This window comes from Devosia sp. (genome assembly GCF_017744655.1).
Classification (GTDB): domain Bacteria; phylum Pseudomonadota; class Alphaproteobacteria; order Rhizobiales; family Devosiaceae; genus Devosia.
The window spans coordinates 663,302-680,047 of record NZ_JAGIAW010000001.1 but is presented as its reverse complement, the minus strand read 5'-3'; the positions used below and the strand labels follow the sequence as shown (position 1 = coordinate 680,047).

The 16,746-nt window shown below is 60.8% G+C and carries 16 protein-coding genes; 7 read left to right on the top strand and 9 right to left on the bottom strand.

Annotated elements, in window-relative coordinates; genetic code table 11:
- Positions 1 to 52 precede the first annotated feature (52 nt).
- A complete protein-coding gene (locus tag J7557_RS03330) occupies positions 53 to 1,246 on the top strand; it encodes an aminotransferase class V-fold PLP-dependent enzyme (RefSeq protein ID WP_291417307.1) in 1,194 nt (397 codons plus the stop codon).
- Here the strand turns inward: J7557_RS03330 and J7557_RS03325 are convergent.
- Complete coding sequence (locus J7557_RS03325) at positions 1,243 to 2,055, bottom strand: inositol monophosphatase (protein WP_291417305.1); 813 nt, start codon at positions 2,053 to 2,055, stop codon at positions 1,243 to 1,245. The two genes, J7557_RS03330 and J7557_RS03325, sit on opposite strands and share 4 nt — an antisense overlap.
- Positions 2,056 to 2,061: 6 nt before the next feature.
- Complete coding sequence (gene ttcA, locus J7557_RS03320; protein WP_291418279.1) at positions 2,062 to 2,916, bottom strand: tRNA 2-thiocytidine(32) synthetase TtcA; 855 nt, start codon at positions 2,914 to 2,916, stop codon at positions 2,062 to 2,064.
- Between the two features lie 178 nt (positions 2,917 to 3,094).
- On the opposite strand from ttcA, the gene sbmA reads away from it, so the two are divergent.
- Positions 3,095 to 4,393: a peptide antibiotic transporter SbmA gene (sbmA, locus tag J7557_RS03315; protein WP_291417303.1), complete on the top strand. Its 1,299-nt coding sequence runs from the start codon at positions 3,095 to 3,097 to the stop codon at positions 4,391 to 4,393.
- Positions 4,394 to 4,578: 185 nt separating this feature from the next.
- Here the strand turns inward: sbmA and rpsD are convergent, their stop codons facing one another.
- The 6 genes from rpsD to J7557_RS03285 all read right to left on the bottom strand — a co-directional run bounded on the left by rpsD (position 4,579) and on the right by J7557_RS03285 (position 10,588).
- Positions 4,579 to 5,196, bottom strand: a complete 618-nt coding sequence (gene rpsD, locus J7557_RS03310; protein ID WP_035083382.1) for a 30S ribosomal protein S4 — start codon at positions 5,194 to 5,196, stop codon at positions 4,579 to 4,581.
- A 266-nt stretch (positions 5,197 to 5,462) separates the two neighbouring features.
- On the bottom strand, positions 5,463 to 6,701 hold the full coding sequence (locus J7557_RS03305) for an MFS transporter (protein WP_291417300.1): 1,239 nt from the start codon (positions 6,699 to 6,701) through the stop codon (positions 5,463 to 5,465).
- A gap of 68 nt (positions 6,702 to 6,769) precedes the next feature.
- Complete coding sequence (locus J7557_RS03300; protein ID WP_035083387.1) at positions 6,770 to 7,582, bottom strand: RNA methyltransferase; 813 nt, start codon at positions 7,580 to 7,582, stop codon at positions 6,770 to 6,772.
- A gap of 19 nt (positions 7,583 to 7,601) precedes the next feature.
- The gene (locus tag J7557_RS03295; RefSeq protein ID WP_291417297.1) at positions 7,602 to 9,014 is read right to left on the bottom strand and encodes a sensor domain-containing diguanylate cyclase; all 1,413 of its coding nucleotides are present in this window, start codon (positions 9,012 to 9,014) and stop codon (positions 7,602 to 7,604) included.
- A 223-nt stretch (positions 9,015 to 9,237) separates the two neighbouring features.
- Positions 9,238 to 9,834: a GNAT family protein gene (locus J7557_RS03290; protein ID WP_291417295.1), complete on the bottom strand. Its 597-nt coding sequence runs from the start codon at positions 9,832 to 9,834 to the stop codon at positions 9,238 to 9,240.
- A gap of 190 nt (positions 9,835 to 10,024) precedes the next feature.
- Positions 10,025 to 10,588: a GNAT family protein gene (locus J7557_RS03285; protein WP_291417293.1), complete on the bottom strand. Its 564-nt coding sequence runs from the start codon at positions 10,586 to 10,588 to the stop codon at positions 10,025 to 10,027.
- 90 nt (positions 10,589 to 10,678) lie between these two features.
- Between J7557_RS03285 and J7557_RS03280 the strand changes: the two genes are divergently transcribed.
- The 3 genes from J7557_RS03280 (at position 10,679) to J7557_RS03270 (ending at position 12,785) form a co-directional block, all read left to right on the top strand.
- Positions 10,679 to 11,122, top strand: coding sequence for a GFA family protein (locus tag J7557_RS03280; RefSeq protein WP_291417291.1), 444 nt, complete (start codon positions 10,679 to 10,681; stop codon positions 11,120 to 11,122).
- Positions 11,119 to 11,454, top strand: a complete 336-nt coding sequence (locus J7557_RS03275) for a TfoX/Sxy family protein (protein ID WP_291417289.1) — start codon at positions 11,119 to 11,121, stop codon at positions 11,452 to 11,454. Before J7557_RS03280 ends, J7557_RS03275 begins: the two co-directional genes overlap by 4 nt.
- Positions 11,455 to 11,573: 119 nt before the next feature.
- On the top strand, positions 11,574 to 12,785 hold the full coding sequence (locus tag J7557_RS03270; RefSeq protein WP_035083395.1) for an NADP-dependent isocitrate dehydrogenase: 1,212 nt from the start codon (positions 11,574 to 11,576) through the stop codon (positions 12,783 to 12,785).
- A 70-nt stretch (positions 12,786 to 12,855) separates the two neighbouring features.
- On the opposite strand, the gene J7557_RS03265 is transcribed toward J7557_RS03270, so the two are convergent.
- Positions 12,856 to 14,544 (bottom strand): VWA domain-containing protein, encoded by a 1,689-nt coding sequence (locus J7557_RS03265; RefSeq protein ID WP_291417286.1) that lies wholly within the window; start codon positions 14,542 to 14,544, stop codon positions 12,856 to 12,858.
- 170 nt (positions 14,545 to 14,714) lie between these two features.
- On the opposite strand from J7557_RS03265, the gene J7557_RS03260 reads away from it, so the two are divergent.
- A complete protein-coding gene (locus J7557_RS03260; protein WP_291417284.1) occupies positions 14,715 to 15,701 on the top strand; it encodes a glycerophosphodiester phosphodiesterase family protein in 987 nt (328 codons plus the stop codon).
- A 91-nt stretch (positions 15,702 to 15,792) separates the two neighbouring features.
- Entirely contained in the window at positions 15,793 to 16,677 is an 885-nt protein-coding gene (locus J7557_RS03255; RefSeq protein WP_291417282.1) for a DMT family transporter, read from the top strand.
- The last annotated feature ends 69 nt before the right edge of the window (positions 16,678 to 16,746 follow it).

Genomic DNA, 16,746 nt, shown 5'->3' with positions numbered 1-16,746 from the left:
GCGGGAGTTGAAGCGGGCGTTAGGCTGAGACCTCCTCTCTCCGGATTCTCTCATGACTGGTCGCACCTATCTCGCCATTCCCGGCCCTTCGGTCGTTCCCGAACGCGTGCTCAATGCCATGCACCGCGCCTCGCCCAATATTTACGAGGGTGAGGTCGTGGCGATGATGGACACGTTGATGGCCGACCTGCGGCGGGTGGCGATGACGCGGCAAAACGCGGCGATCTACATCGCCAATGGCCATGGCGCATGGGAGGCGGCCAATGCCAATCTCCTTTCGCGCGGAGACAAGGCGCTGCAGGTGGCGACGGGAACGTTCGGATGGGGTTGGGCCACTTCCGCACAGCGTATGGGCGTCGATGTCGAAGTGCTCGACTGCGGCAAATCGGGCGCGGCCGATACAGCGCTGGTTGCACAACGACTGCGCGACGACAAAGACCACAAGATCAAAGTGCTGATGGTCACCCATGTCGATACCGCCTCATCGGCCAAGAACAATGTACCGGCCATGCGGAAAGCTTTGGATGAGGCCGGGCATCCTGCCCTTCTCGCCGTCGATGCCGTGGCCAGCCTTGGCTGCGATGAGCTGAGGATGGATGAGTGGGGAATCGACCTGCTGGTCGGCGCCAGCCAGAAAGGCCTGATGATGCCGCCAGGGCTTGCCTTTCTCTGGTTCTCCGACAAGGCGCGGCAGCTTTGCGCCACGAGCGATCTGAAGACGCCCTATTGGGATTGGGAACCGCGTACGGTCGGCGCTGAATTCTGGCTCTATTTCGGCGGCACGGCGCCGACGCAGCACCTGTTCGGTATGCGGGAAGCCTTAACCATGCTTCTCGACGAAGAAGGGCTCGAAAACGTCTGGGCGCGCCACGCGCGTCTTGCCCGCTCGGTTTGGGCTGCCATGGACGCGTGGAGCGCCGGTAGTAAAGATATTGGCCTTAACATTGCCGATCCCAACGCCCGCGGGCATTCGGTGACTGCCGCGCGCCTCGTCAATGGCGGGGCCAAACGGTTGCGGACGTGGTTAGAGGCAGAGGCCGGGGTAACGCTGGGCGTTGGCCTCGGCATGGCCCGGCACGACGAGCCGGCCTATGGCGACTTCTTCCGTATTGGCCATATGGGACATGTGAATGCCCATATGGTCCTCGGTGTCCTCGCGACGATGGAAGCCGGGCTGACGGCGCTCGACATTCCGCATGGTGCCGGGGCAGTCGAAGCCGCGGCCAAGGCCTTCGGGAAAGCCTAGACGGCGAACACTTCGCGGCGCAGCTCGTTCCAATTTTCCTTGCTCGGGGCCACCAGGAGGCCGCCACCTGTGTGGCGGGCCTTATATTCGGAGCCGTCGAAACGGGCGACATGAGCGCCGGCCTCGCGCATCATCAGCGCGCCGGCCACGTGGTCCCAGGGCATGAGCTTATTGTACATGAGGAAATGCGCGTGGCCGCCGGCGGCCATGCGGTATTCGTGGCCCGCGCAGCGGTAATTGGCGAACATTTTCACTTTCGCCAGATTGCCAAGAACCTGGCTGCGAACTTCGGTTGGCAAATAGGAAACCGAGGCAAGGCCGCCCATCTCCGAGAGCGCGGTCGGTTCGGCGAATTTCTGCCGCACGCGGCGACCATCCGTGAATACGTGCCAGGTGCCGCAGCCGCGTTCGGTCATCAGGAAGTCGTCGCCCATCGGGTCATAGATGACGCCCGCGACGGTCTCGCCATTTTCCACCACCGCCGCCATGACCGCGAAGAGCGGCAGGCCGGAGGCGAAGTTGTAGGTGCCGTCGACCGGATCAACATAGATCACGGTACGGTCTTCAAAGTGGCCATTGAGCAGGTTGGGATTAGCAGAGACAGCTTCCTCGCCGATAACCACCGTATTGGGCGAGTGAGCATTGATTGCAGCGGTGATGGCGCGCTCGGCGTTTTCGTCGGCTTCGGTCACAAGATCGAATGCATTGGCCTTGGAGCGCACCATGCCATCATCGAGCCGCCGGAAGCGCGGCATGATTTCGTCCTTGGCGGCCTGACGGAGAATGGCGGCCAAGCGTTCGATATTCATGCGTCTCTATTCCTTCTGGCTGAGGGTCAGGCCCCCGAAATCGAAGAGTTTCGGGTCGAGCATATGGCTGGGATTGATGTTGCCTAACGCACGGATCATGACGTCCTTACGACCGGGCATGCGCTTTTCGATGTCGGTCAGCATGGCTTTCATAGCATTGCGCTCAAGGCCGTCCTGCGAGCCGCAGAGATCGCAGGGAATGATCGGGAACTGCATCGAGTCGGAGAATTTCTGCAGGTCTTCCTCGGCGCAGTAGATCAGCGGCCGCAGCACGGCGAGATCGCCCTCGTCGTTGACGAGCTTGGCCGGCATGGCCGCGAGCTTGCCGCCATGGAACATGTTCATGAAGAAGGTTTCGAGGCTGTCATCACGATGGTGGCCGAGCACCAGCGCAGTGCAGCCCTCTTCGCGCGCGATGCGATAGAGATTGCCGCGGCGCAGGCGCGAGCAGAGCGAGCAATACGTCGCGCCGGCCGGCAGCTTGTCGGTGACGATCGAATAGGTGTCCTGGTACTCGATGCGGTGCTCGATCCCAAGCCCTTCGAGGAACTGCGGCAGGATGTGCTTGGGAAAATTCGGCTGGCCCTGATCGAGATTGCAGGCGAGCAGCTCGACCGGCAAGAGTCCGCGCCATTTCAGATCGAGCAGCAGGGCAAGCAGCCCATAGCTGTCCTTGCCGCCGGAAAGGGCAATCAGCCACTTCTCGCCCGGCTTCACCATGGCGAACTTTTCGAGGGCCTCGCGAGTATTGCGGATCAGGCGCTTGCGTAGCTTGTTGAATTCAACCGAGCGCGGCGCATTGGCGTAGATCGGATGGGCGCCGACTTCGCTGTCATCGGCGGGCGTGGCGGGGGCTTCCATCACCGCGGTCATGGCGAAACTCTCATAAACATCTTTGCGTAGCTGATAACGCCTCGCGCCTCTGAGGGGAAGCGAAAGCGAGCGGGGCAAACCTTACCAAAGCTTAACTTCGTGTCCTTGTTTTACGCCCAATGCCACAGTTAGATGACGCATCCTCCTGGCACCTTGGAGTCTCCCGGTGTTCCGCTCTTTCTTTCCGCAACCCCGAATGTTCTTCACCTCCGCACTTGCATGGACAATCCTCGCCATGGCCCTCTGGTATGGCCTTGGTAGTCAGCTGCAGGGGGTTCTCAGCGTAGCTCCGCTTCTAGGCGTACCCCCGGCGGGTGGCGATGAAGCGCCCTTCTTCAATACGGACCGGGTCTGGCTCTACCAATACATAATCATGGCGGGGTATCTTTTCTGCGTACCCTGGTATTTCCTTAACGCCAACAAGCGCTGGTATTGGTGGTCGGTGGTTGGGAGCGTGACCATCATCGAGGTCGTCTATTTCGACGTGCAAATCGGCGCTTGGATGAATGACTGGTACGGCGAATTCTTCAATATGATCCAAGGCGCCCTGCAAACACCGGGATCTGTGCCCATCGAGCGGTTCTGGGGCGAGCTGAGCACGGTGCTTTACGTGTTGCTCCCCCGCATCGCAGTGCTTGTGCTAAACGCCTTCTTTATCGCGCACTACCTATTCCGTTGGCGCCGGGCGATGACGTTCTTTTACCAGACGCATTGGCAACGGCTCCGCCACATCGAAGGTGCATCTCAGCGTATCCAGGAAGACGCGCAACGGTTCTCCAACATCGTTGAGGGTTTGGCAGTCGCACTCGTAAGCTCCGTCATGACGCTCCTCGTTTTCCTACCGCTATTGTGGAACTTGTCGCAGCACATCACCGAACTGCCATTGGTTGGTCCCGTCAACGGTAGCCTAGTGTGGGTGGCGCTGATGTCGGCGATTTTCGGCACGGTGCTTCTTGGTCTTGTCGGTGTTCGCCTCCCGGGCCTGGAATTTCAGAATCAACGTGTCGAGGCGGCCTTCCGCAAGGAGCTCGTCTACGGTGAGGATGATAAGGAACGCGCTGCACCGCCAACAATCCGGGAGCTTTTTCTGGGAGTGCAACACAACTACTTCCGTCTTTACGGGCACTACCTATATTTCAACGTGGCGCGATATGTTTACGTGCAGGGCGCTAATTTCGTGCCTCTAATCGCCATGGCACCCTCGATCGTTGCCGGCACTATGACCTTGGGGCTGTTCCAGCAGGTCAGCAATGCCTTTGGCCAAGTGGAAGATTCGTTCCGGTTCCTCGCCAACTCCTGGACGACGATCATCTCGCTTATTTCTGTCTACAAGCGTTTGCGGGCGTTCGAGTCCAACATTCCGCACGATGCAGCGTCCGGTGTAGACTATGACGACCCCCTCTTCCTGCTTTATTCCGAACCGAAGACTAGTGACGCGACACCTGAGCAACCCGCGCAGTTCTGAGGCGTAAAGACCACAAGAGGCCGCTGTTTGCAGCGGCCTTTTTGTATCGGATAGATAGATCAATGACTTTGGGCGCCATTGAGGGCGCTCGCCGGTTTTTACTCATCGTTTATGAAACTCCGAACCATCCCAAAACAAAAAAGGCCGCCCCGAGGGGCGGCCTTTCAGTTTCAAACTCGGTTCGCTTAGCGCGAGTAGAATTCGACGACGAGGTTCGGTTCCATCTGGACCGGGTACGGCACGTCCGACAGAGCGGGCACGCGGGCGAAGGTAGCGACCATCTTGTTGTGGTCGACTTCCACGTAATCCGGCACGTCGCGTTCGGCGAGCTGGACGGCTTCGAGAACGACGGTGAGCTGCTTGGAGCGTTCACGCACTTCGATCTTGTCGCCGACCTTGACCTGGTAGGATGGAATGTTCACGCGCTTGCCGTTGACGAGAACGTGGCCATGGGACACGAACTGACGAGCGGCGAAGACGGTGGCAACGAACTTTGCACGGTAGACGATGGCGTCCAGGCGGCTTTCGAGCAGACCGATCAGGTTTTCGCCAGTGTCGCCCTTACGGCGGTTGGCTTCGTCATAAAGACGACGGAAACCCTTTTCGGTGATCGAGCCATAATAGCCCTTCAGCTTCTGCTTGGCGCGCAGCTGCAGACCGTAGTCCGAGAGCTTGCCCTTACGACGCTGACCGTGCTGGCCGGGGCCATAGGCACGTGCGTTGAGAGGGGACTTCGGACGGCCCCAGATGTTTTCGCCAAGACGGCGGTCAATCTTGTACTTTACAGAATGACGCTTCGACATCGCGTATCCCTTTCTAAGTTAGAATGGATCGCGCCCTCCTTTGCCCCTCACGAGAGAGGCCGACAGATTCCTAAAAATTCAGGAGATCCCGGGTGCGCCTATAGACCCGAAGGCCGGATAGGTGGGCGCTTGATAGTTGGGACAGCCCAATGTGTCAAGCATTCCGGGGGTTTTTACTCTCGCAGCGTCATTCCCGCGAAAGCGGGAATCCCAACTTGGTCCGCGGGACGAGATTCCCGCTTTCGCGGGAATGACGCAGAGAAAAACTAGGCCATTCGCTTGTCGATATGCCGTTGCTCGCGCAACTGCGGGAAGATGCGGCTCCAGATGACCGCCACGGCCATGGCGCCGAAGCCGCCGATGACGACTGCAGGCACAGGCCCGAGGAGATGGGCGACCGTGCCGGCGCGGAATTCGCCCAGTTCGTTGGAAGCGCCGATGAACACCGAATTGACGGCGTTGACGCGCCCACGCACCTCTTCGGGCGTCCAGAGCTGCATGATGGTTTCGCGAATAGTGACGCTGACCATATCCGAGGCGCCAACCAGCGCCAGAGCGGGAATGGAGAGCCAGACCGTGGTCGAGAGACCGAAGACAACGGTGAAGGCGCCGAAAAGGCCGACGAACAGGAACAGAATTTTGCCCGCGTGATCGCGCACGGGGAAGCGCGTCAGATAGAGCGCCATGAGGATTGCGCCGATGCCCGGTGCCGCTCGCAAAAGCCCGAGCTCCAGCGGGCCGGCATGCAGGATATCCTTGGTATAGACAGGCAGCAGAGCCACCGCACCGCCCATCAACACGGCGAACATGTCGAGCGAAATGGCGCCGAGAACGACCTTGTTCGAGAAGATATAGCGGAAGCCGCCGAAAATGGTTTCAAGGCTCTTGGCCTGGTGCGACTCGCGCTGCATGGGCTTGGGGATCAGCAGCACCGTGACGACGGCGCAGAGTAGCAGGACCGCCCCGGTGCCAAAGGCAAAGGTCGGCGAGATGCCGTAAAGCAGGCCGCCCGCAGCCGGACCGGTGATCGAGGCAACCTGCCAGGCCGAGGCATTGACGGTGATGGCATTGGACAGGGCCTCGGGCGGCACCAGATTAGGCGCCAGGGATTGCGCGGCCGGTCCCCAGAAAGCGCGGGCGGTACCGAGGAAGATCAGCACGACGAAGATCGGCCAGACCTCGTGCGCTTCCACATTGACCAGGGTCAGGAAGGCCAGCGCGCAGATGAGTTCCACACCGAGGCAGATCGCCATGATGCCGCGGCGATTGAAGCGGTCCGCGGTCAGACCAGTCACGAGAATGAGCAACAGCGCCGGCAGGAACAGGCAGAGCCCTACCAGTCCGAGGAGGAAGGCATTGCCGGTGACGTCATAGATCTGCCAGGCGATGGACACCGACATGATCTGCACGGCAAAGCTCACTAGCAGCGTGGTGAGCCAGAAAAAGCGGAAGCCGATATAAGTGAAGGCGAGCTTTGACGGCTCTGTGGGCTGGGGCGTGCTCATGATGCCCCGGCATGACACTTTGCCGCCGCAAGGTCAAAGGCGGAATCGCGCCGAACGGTTCGCCTGGCTTATTCTGTTGCAGGTTTGTCCGTTGCGGGCTTCTGCCGATTGGGATTCGGCCGCTGGTGGCGCCGGTCGATCGACGAGATGACCCCGCGCAGCGTCCGGATTTCCTGGCTGGTAAAGCGGCCGCGCGTCAGGGCCGTCCGCAGGTTGTTGACCATGCTTGGGCGCTTGTCGGGAGTGGTGAAGAAGCCGGTTTGATCCAGCACGCCTTCGAGGTGCTCGAAGAGTCCGGTGAGTTCCTCGCGCGGCGCGGCATCGTCGAGGCCTTCGCTGAAGGGCAAGGCCGTGCCCGCCCCGCCATGCCGCCGCCATTCATAGGACATCAGGAGCACGGCCTGGGCGATATTGAGCGAGGCAAAGGCCGGCTCGACCGGCAGGGTGACGATGGCGTCGGACATGGCGACTTCGTCATTGAGCAGGCCCCAGCGCTCGCGTCCGAACAGGAGGCCAGCGCCCTGCCCTGCGGCAATGTGCTGGGCCATCTTGATGGAGGCTTCCTCGGGGCCAAGCACTTCCTTCTGCATATCGCGCGAACGGGCGGTCGTCGCATAGACGAGCTTGAGATCGGCAATGGCCTCTTCGAGGGTTTCGAAGACACGGACGCGTTCGAGGACGTGATCGGCGCGCGAGGCGGCGGCAACGGCCTTCTCATTGGGCCAGCCATCGCGCGGACGCACGAGACGCAAATCCCAGAGACCGAAATTGGCCATGGCGCGCGCCGTCGTGCCGATATTTTCGCCGAGCTGCGGCTCGCACAGAATGATCGCAGGGCATGCCCCGAGAGTAGGTTCCAGCGATCGATCCGTACCGGCCATGTGCTCGTCTCTTCTTGCGTCAGGCGGGCATCTCGACAAATTCCACCCGATTGCGGCCCGCATGTTTGGCCTCATACATGGTCTGATCTGCGAACGAAAGCATTTCGGACATGGCTGTCTGGGCCGTGGGTGACGTAGCCACACCGACACTAATTGTCATTTCGAGCACGTCACCGCTGGGCAATGCCGTCCGCAGGCGCTCCACCTGACGGCGCAGCCTGTTGGCCACCGCCAGCGCCTCTGGCGCCCCGGCGCCGGGCAGCAGCAGAGCAAACTCCTCGCCACCGAGCCGGCCGAACATATCGCCGTTGCGGATCGACGCGCGCACCACCGCCGAAAGCGAAATCAGCGCGAGATCGCCGGCAGCATGCCCAAAGGCGTCATTCACCTGCTTGAAGTGATCGACGTCGAACAGAATGACGGAAACCGGCTGCCGCGCATCCCTCAGCCCGGCAAGCACATTTTCGGCCCGGCTGAGAAAAGCGCCGCGATTGAGGGCATCGGTCAGGCTGTCATAGGTCGCGGCGCGCTCAACTTCGGCAAATTGCCGGCGGCGGTCAGCAGTGGCGCTGGCAACCAGCACCGGCCCCAGGGCGATCATGGCGACGCCGAGGTGAACCACCGCGATCAATTCTTCGCTCAGTCCGGTCGCGCCGAGCCCATAGCCCCCGAGCTTGACCGCAAACATCGTTGCGCCGGAATAGAGGAGCACCAGGAGGCAGGTGAGCGGCAATGGCACGACAAGAGCGCACCAAATCAGGGCTGCCACCGGGAACACGATGGCGACGGGATTGGCGACCAAAATCCCAAACCCGACGCTCGCCAGCAGCGCAATGGTCGGTGGCACCACCGGATGGCGCAGAAGCGCGTTCCAACTGGTAAATCGCGGGCGCGGCAGAGGCCAGGGCAAAGCGAGGATACCCGGCAGCAGCACGAGATAGTTCATCAATTCCGACGAAAACCAGGTGCGCCAGCCGTCGAAATAATTGCCGTCGCCCATGCTGGCCCATGCGGGCCCGCCCGCCACGCCGGCGACGACCGCAGCGATGATCGCACTCCCGATAAACGAGAGCACCGCACGCACGCGCGTCAGGTCGCGATCCCTGGTCTCCAGCGAACAGAAGACGAAAGCAAAGGTCACGGCGCCGATCATATTGGCTGCGGTCATTTGCAGCCCCAGCCAGAACGGGTCCCCCGCGATGAAACCGGTCGCCTCATAGCCGATCAGCGCTCCGGCCAGAACCAGAAGCCGGTTCGATTGCCGCGCGCGGACAAGCAGCCCTGCCAGAATGGAATTGGCGGGCCAGAATGTGGCCAAAAAACCCATGGGACGCGAATAGATGCCGGCAAGCGCAGCGGCGCAGATGACTATAGCAACGAGAACGACCAGCCACACACGATTGGTGAGCGTGGTCTGGGAAGAAGTGCCCATGGAGGGCGTAGTCGGTAGAGAGAGCATGAGGGGCCCATTGACGCGCTTAACCTGAGGCGCTCCGCCTGTTCCCGGCCCCCTCGAACCAGGCACCTGCGAAAATGCGCCACAGCGCCAATAGATCAACCAAATGGCTGGCCTGCAGCACAAATGCAGGCCAGCCATGCGATTTCTCCCTATAGCGGGAAAGTCAGAACACGATAATTATAACGCGCGCGTGAGCTCAGGCGACCCGTTCGCGCAGCGGCAGCGGGTGCACCTTGGACGAAGCCTGCCATTCGCGATCCAAGATGGCGAAATGCAATTCCTCATCCCATTCGCCCTGGAACAGGGCATGTTCGCGATAATGCGCCTCGAGCCGCATGCCAAGCTTCTGCATCAGCTTGGCCGAGTGGTGATTGCGCCCGTCGCACCGCACGAAAACGCGGTGAATACGATAATGCCCGAAGGCGAGATCGAGCATCGCCGTCAGTGCCTCGGTGAGAAAGCCATTGCCGGCATGGGCAGGGTCGATGGCGAACAGCAGTTCGCCCTGCCCGGCCGTGGCGTCGGACCAATGCAGGGAAACGTGACCAAGCACCGCCTTGTCGCCCTTGCGCTGCATGGCAAGCGTCAGCGTATCGCCAGGACGCTGCAGGCAGACCTGGCCGCGCATGATTTCGACGGCGGCGGCGACATCTTCCTGATAGCGCGTGGGCCGCACGAGATAGCGCTGCACCGCGGGCAGCATATGATAGCGCCCGACAAGCGCGACATCGGCGCGTTCAAAATGCCGCAATTGCAGACGTTCGGTAGCTAGTGGAAATTCGAGTCCGGTCATGGTGGCCAATGCCCCTCGGTAAAGCTGATTGAACGCTCTACGCAGACAACGGTACGCCGGGTCGGAAGTTCCTGCCATCATTGATGAAATTTACGCTTCAAAAGCGATGGAACAAGGACTTTCGCGGGTCTGCCAATCGGCTGACTCGGGCGCTACTGACCTAGGGAAAACGCGACAAATCGACTGTGGCTCAACCGCCGTTACGCCATTCGCGACTAAGCACAGCATAGACGAATTCCTCGTCCCATCCACCCTTGAACAGCGCATGCTCGCGAAAATGTGCCTCGCGCCGCATGCCCAACCGCTCCATCAACCGCCACGAGGAGCCGTTCCGGGCGTCGCAACGGGCAAAAATGCGATGCAGATCAGCCTCTTGAAAGCCTAGGTCAAAGAGCGCGCCGGCGGCTTCCGTCGCATAACCCCGTCCGTGATGATCCGGATGAAAAATCCAGCCGATTTCGCCCTGCCTGGCGTCCTCGGAGCGCCAGATCAACGACAATTCGCCGATCAGGGTATCAGACTCACTCAAGACGACTGCGAGGACGATTTTGTCGCCCTCCTCGGACCAACTGGTCTGGAGGATGCGTTGTTGAACGGCCAGCGCGCATTCTTCGCGGCTGAGGGGCGCATCGAAGAGATAAAGCGCCACATCCTCGCGGCCGCGATAGTCCAAGACGGCATCGACATCGCCGCGGGTAAACGGGCGAAGCGTCAGGCGTTTGGTAGTGATCGGCAGATCGGGATAAAATCCCATGAGGCTCCCCGTTTTGGCGCGGGAGTTTCCTCGACAAGGGGCCTTCTGGCAAGACTTGCGGCGCTCGAGGTCCCATGCGAGCCTCCACAAATGACCAGCCAAGCCAAGAACGAACTCAATCAGAGCGGCCGCTGCGACTGCGGAGCCATCGTACTCCACGTGCATGGTCGCGTCGTATCCATGTTCCACTGCTCCTGCGAGAACTGCCAGCGCGCCACGGGCGCCGGCCACTCGTCGGTCGTCCTGTTTCATGCGGAATCGCTGCGGATTGTCGGCGCGACCAAGGCCTTTTCCCGGCCGGCCGAGTCGGGCGCGACCTTCACGCGCCATTTCTGCCCCGAATGCGGCACCACAGTCTTTGCGCAGAGCTCGCGGGCACCTGCCCTGCGCATCGTGCCCGTGGGCGTTTTTGCCGGCGACAATGCCTGGTTCAAACCCAATCAATTGATCTTTTCGCGCAGCTACCAGCACTGGGACCTGGTGGCCGACCACCTGCCCTGGCACGAGACCTATCGACAGGACGGACAAGCATGAGCATGGCGACGGACGATCTGGCGGAACGCATCCGGGCGGTGTTGCCGGCCCGCGTGCATTGCCTGGAGAAGAAAATGTTTGGCGGTATCGCCTTCATGTATCAGGGCAATATGCTGGTGGCGCCCCTTAGGGATGGCAGCATGCTGGCCCGCGTCGGCAAGGACGGCATGGAAGAGGCACTCGCCCTGCCCGGCGCCGGTATCATGGATATGGGAGGGCGCAGCATGGGCGGTTTCGTGGTGGTAGCGGGCGATGCGCTCGAGGACGACGATGACCTCCGCGAATGGCTGCAGCGCTGCCTGCATTTCGTCCAGACTCTCCCGCAAAAATAGAGGCACCGAGCGGGCATGCCCCCTTGCCCGACCCGTCTTTGCGCTTTTCGTGGGTGATGCTATAGGGGCAGCCGAAACCGGCCGAGGGGCCAGACGAAGGAATTTTAGGGAGTTATCCGATGAGCAAGATCAAAGTCGCCAACCCGGTGGTGGACCTCGACGGCGATGAAATGACCCGCATCATCTGGCAGGCGATCAAGGACAAGCTGATCCATCCCTACCTCGATCTCGACATCAAGTATTACGACCTGTCGATCCAGAACCGCGACGCCACCAATGACCAGGTGACCGTGGATTCGGCCAATGCCATTCGCGAATACGGCGTCGGCATCAAGTGCGCCACCATCACGCCCGATGAGCAGCGCGTCGAAGAATTCGGCCTCAAGAAGATGTGGAAGTCGCCCAACGGCACCATCCGCAACATTCTCGGCGGCGTGATCTTCCGCGAACCTATCATCTGCAAGAACGTGCCGCGGCTCGTTCCCGGCTGGACCCAGCCGATCATCGTCGGCCGCCACGCTTTTGGTGACCAGTACCGCGCGACCGATTTTACCTTCCCCGGCAAGGGCAAGCTGACCATCAAGTTTGCCGGCGAAGACGGCACGGTCATCGAGCACGAAGTGTTCCAGGCCCCGGGCGCCGGTGTTGCCATGGCCATGTACAACCTCGACGACTCGATCCGCGATTTCGCCTATTCGAGCTTCAACTATGGCCTCGCCCGCGGCGTGCCGGTGTATCTCTCGACCAAGAACACCATTCTCAAGGCCTATGACGGCCGCTTCAAGGATATCTTCCAGGAGATCTACGAGAAGGAATTCAAGGAGCAGTTCGAAGCCAAGAAGATTTGGTACGAACACCGCCTGATCGACGACATGGTGGCCTCGGCCCTGAAATGGTCCGGCGGCTATGTCTGGGCTTGCAAGAACTATGACGGCGACGTGCAGTCCGACATCGTGGCTCAGGGCTTTGGCTCGCTTGGCCTCATGACCTCGGTTCTGGCAACGCCCGATGGCAAGATTGTCGAAGCCGAAGCAGCCCACGGCACCGTGACCCGTCACTACCGCCAGCACCAGCAGGGCAAGGAAACCTCGACGAACTCGACCGCCTCGATCTTCGCCTGGACCCGTGGCCTCGCACACCGCGCCAAGCTCGACGACAATGCCGAACTGGCCAAGTTCGCCGCAACGCTCGAAAAGGTCACCGTCGATACGATCGAAGAAGGCAAGATGACCAAGGATCTTTCCCTGCTCGTCGGTCCGGATCAGCCGTGGCTGTCGACCCTGGGCTTCCTCGACGCCATCGACCAGAACCTGCAGAAGGCCATGGCGTAAGCCAAATCGCTTCTCGAATGATGAAGGCCGGGTCTTGCGACCCGGCCTTTTTGTTTGTCGTGCGAATGGCTTACTTCTTCTTGCCGCCCTCGGCTGCGGCTTCGATGGTCAGCTCGAAGCGTTCACCTGCCTTGATGGTCACCGGCGTTTCGCTCTCCGTCTCGCCCTTAGAGGTGAAGACGATGTAGTCGCCAGCCTTCAGCGTAGTCTGCACATTCGGGCCGTACCCATAATCGAACGATTTGACGTTGCCCGCGATGTCCTTAGTCGGGCTGCGGATTTCGACATAGTCATCCGTCGGCGTGTTGACGGCGAGCACGCCGGCATCGAGCAAGACCGCGATGTCGGTGCGTTCGCCCGTGGTCACGCTGAACGGGATCTGTCCGTTCGTGCCGTCGAGCTTGTAGTCCATCACATAGTCGCCCGGCGGCAGCTCGAAATCCTGCTCGCCGTTATAGCCATAGGCGATCGACTTGCGGGTACCATCGAGCGCGACCTTGGCCTCGAAGATTTCCATGAAGATATCGTCCTCGACCTTCACGCCCGGAGCATACTCCGTCTTGAAGAAGGCAAGACCGGTACCGACGATAACATCTTCCTCGATGGTTTCGCCCGCCTTGGCCGCATAAGCCTTGGTCACCATGGCCTCCCCGATCTTGACGTCGAATTCGAGGTTGCCGGCCGGTAGAACCAGAATCTTGTCGCCATACTGGGTGGTGACATATTCCCCGTCGTGACGGATTTCGATCGAAGCCTCCGAATTGATGTCGGCGCCTTCGCTCGAACGCGGATGCAGCTTGAAGATAGCTGCGTTGAGGACGAAGTGGGTCTCGGTGACCTTATCAGCGACGATGGTCACCGGCTGCTCGGCAATCGCATAATCGTATTCGGCCGTTACGATGTAGTCGCCTGGTTCGAGCGTGCCTTTGAAGCGGGCATAATAGTCCGTACCGACCCATTCGCCCTTGCTGCCATCGGCATTCACCTTGAACCACTGCCAAGTCAGGTTAAGCGGGCCGCCATCACCGATATCCGGACCGCCTTCGGAGAGCGAAGCCGTCGGCGCGAAATTGTGCTCTAGCACCGGTGTCGGCTCAGGTTCCGGTGCCGGCTCCGGCACCGGCTCCGCCTGCACCACCTGTGCCACGGTCTTTGTCAGCGCATCGACAAGGCCTGCGCCATCGGCAGCCGAGAGATACTGCCCGCCGGTATTTTCAGCGAGGCACGCGACCTGCTGGCCCTCTTCATCCGAAAGGCCAAAGCCAAGGACGTGGGTGGTGAAGTCGATCCCCTGCCCTTCGAGCTCGGTCGCCAATTGGCACGGATCGACCTCGCAGGTTTCAAGGCCATCGGTGATCAGGATCACGGTCGCCTTTTCCTCGGTAAACCGCAGGTCTTCCGCCGCAAGACGCACTGCGTCGGAAATCGGCGTCATGCCCTTGGGATTGATGCCGTCGGCAGCTGCGGCAATGGCAGGACCAGTGCCGGCCGCCGGCTCGACCAGCATTTCGATATCGCCGCAATTGCCTTTTTCCCGGTGGCCATAGGTCATGAAACCGAGTTCGAGATCCTCCGGCAAATCGGCCAGAACCGAGGACAGGGTTTCGCGCGCAATGGTAATGCGCGCCTTGCCGTCGATCTGCGCCCACATCGAGCCTGACCCATCGAGCACAATGACGGCGCGCTCCGCCGCCGCGGCCGGCATGGCGAGGCCGACGGCCGCGACCGCCCCCAAGGCAAATTTCTTCCAGAACTGCATAGTGATAGCCCTCCAACACTGCAGCCCTCGGGCCGCGCGAACCTAGCTAGCCTCTTCGCGCCTGAAGCAGGAATGAACGCGACGTTCATGGCCGCAGGCGGCAGCTTCGGACGCAATCCTGCCAGAGTTTGCCCGTGTCGTGCATCCCGCATCTTGGGGGAGACAGATTCGTGAAGAGAAGGTGGCTGCTGCTGCCGGTGGTGCTGATCGCCGGGGTCTATGTGTTCAACGCCAGTTGGCGCGTGCCGATGCCGGAGGGGGACGGCCTGCGGCTCATTGCCCATCGCGGCGTGCACCAGACTTTCGAGCGCTTGGGCTTGGAAAATGACACCTGTACCGCCGAGCTTATCGACCCGCCACGCCACGATTACCTCGAAAATACAATAGCTTCCATGGAATCGGCCTTCACCGCCGGAGCCGATGTCGTCGAACTCGACGTGCACCCCACAACCGACGGCCAGTTCGCTGTAATGCATGACTGGACGGTCGATTGCCGCACCGAAGGATCAGGCGAAACCCGCAGCCACAGCATGGCCGAACTCAAGGCGCTCGACATCGGCTATGGCTATACCGCTGACAGTGGCGCCACCTATCCATTTCGCGGCAAAGCGACAGGCCAAATGCCTGAATTAAAAGAGGTTTTTTCGGCTTTTCCACGCAAGGAATTCCTCATCAACTTCAAAAGCCGCGAGGCGCGCGAAGGCGACATGCTCGCAGATTTACTTACGGACAATCCCGAATGGCGCAGCGCCGTCTGGGGCGCCTATGGCGGCGACGAGCCCACCTATCGCGCCGCCGCGCTGATCAACGGCCTCCACGTCTGGTCGCGGCGCGGCCTCGTCGATTGCCTGGTACAATACGAACTTCTCGGCTGGGTCGGCGTGATGCCGGAAGCGTGCAGAAACACACAGGTGATGATTCCCATCAATGTCGCCCCCTTCCTCTGGGGCTGGCCAAATCTCCTTCTCACCCGGCTTGGGGATGCCGGCAGCGAAGTCATCCTGCTCGGGCCTTATGGCGCCGGCGATCCCGGCACGGCCGGCATCGATGACATCGTAACACTGGAACAGGTACCCGGGGATTTCTCCGGCTACGTGTGGACCAACCGCATCGAAGTGATCGGCCCGGCGCTGGGGCGCGGCATCTGGGTCGATTAGCGCAGCTTTTGTCATGACGGCGGGGGAAATGGCTTGTATGTTAGCGCCATTCCCGCCCGAATCCTCCCTTTCTGACTTTCGTGGTACCGCGATGCCCGTCGGCGTCATTCTGGCCTTTTTGGCCTATGCCAGCTTTTCCGTAGCCGATGCTCTCATCAAGGCGACTGGTCCGGCCATGTCGGTCTTCGAGATCGCCTTCTTCACCACGAGCTTTTCGATCATTCCGGCGATGTTGACCAAGCGCGGCGAGCGCTGGCGCGACATCTACAAGTTGCATCATCCCTATCTGGTACATCTGCGCTGCGCGACGGCAATCACCGGCACCGCCTGCGTGATGTTCGCCTTCACCCACATTCCCTTTGCCGACGTCTATGCCATTGGTTTTACGACGCCTTTGTTCGTGACGCTGCTCTCTGTGCTGCTCCTGCGCGAATTCGTGGCCGTGCATCGCTGGGTGTTGCTGTTCATCAGCTTTTTGGGCGTGGTGCTGGTGATCCGGCCCGGCCTGCGCGAGCTGGAGCTTGGGCACTATGTGATGATGGTCGCCGCCTGCCTCGGCGCGGTCACGACGACCGTGCTCCGCCATGTGGCGCAGAAGGAGCGCAGGGTAAGCCTCGTCGGCTTGCAGGTGCTTTATTCGGGCATTTTCAATGCGATACTGATGATCCCGACCTTCGTCATCCCCTCGCTGGAACAATTGGTCGTGCTGCTCAGCATCGGGCTTCTGGGCGGCGTCGGTGGCCTGTTGCTGATCCAGGCGAGCAAGCAGACACCGGCCAATCTCATCGCGCCGGTGCAATATAGCCAGTTGATCTGGGCGATCCTGTTCGGCGCCCTGTTCTTTGGCGAATATCCCGATTGGGTGGCCATTGTCGGCATGCTGGTCGTGGTCGGTGCGGGGCTCATGAACGTGCTCAGCGAGAAACGGCCGATCCGCTGGAAGCCGCGTGTCTTCTTCTTCCGTATCGGCGAGTAGCGTCGCGTCCGTGCTAGCAGACTGTTAGCATCGAGCATAACGCTAAGCCCAAAAAGCGAAAGCCGCGGC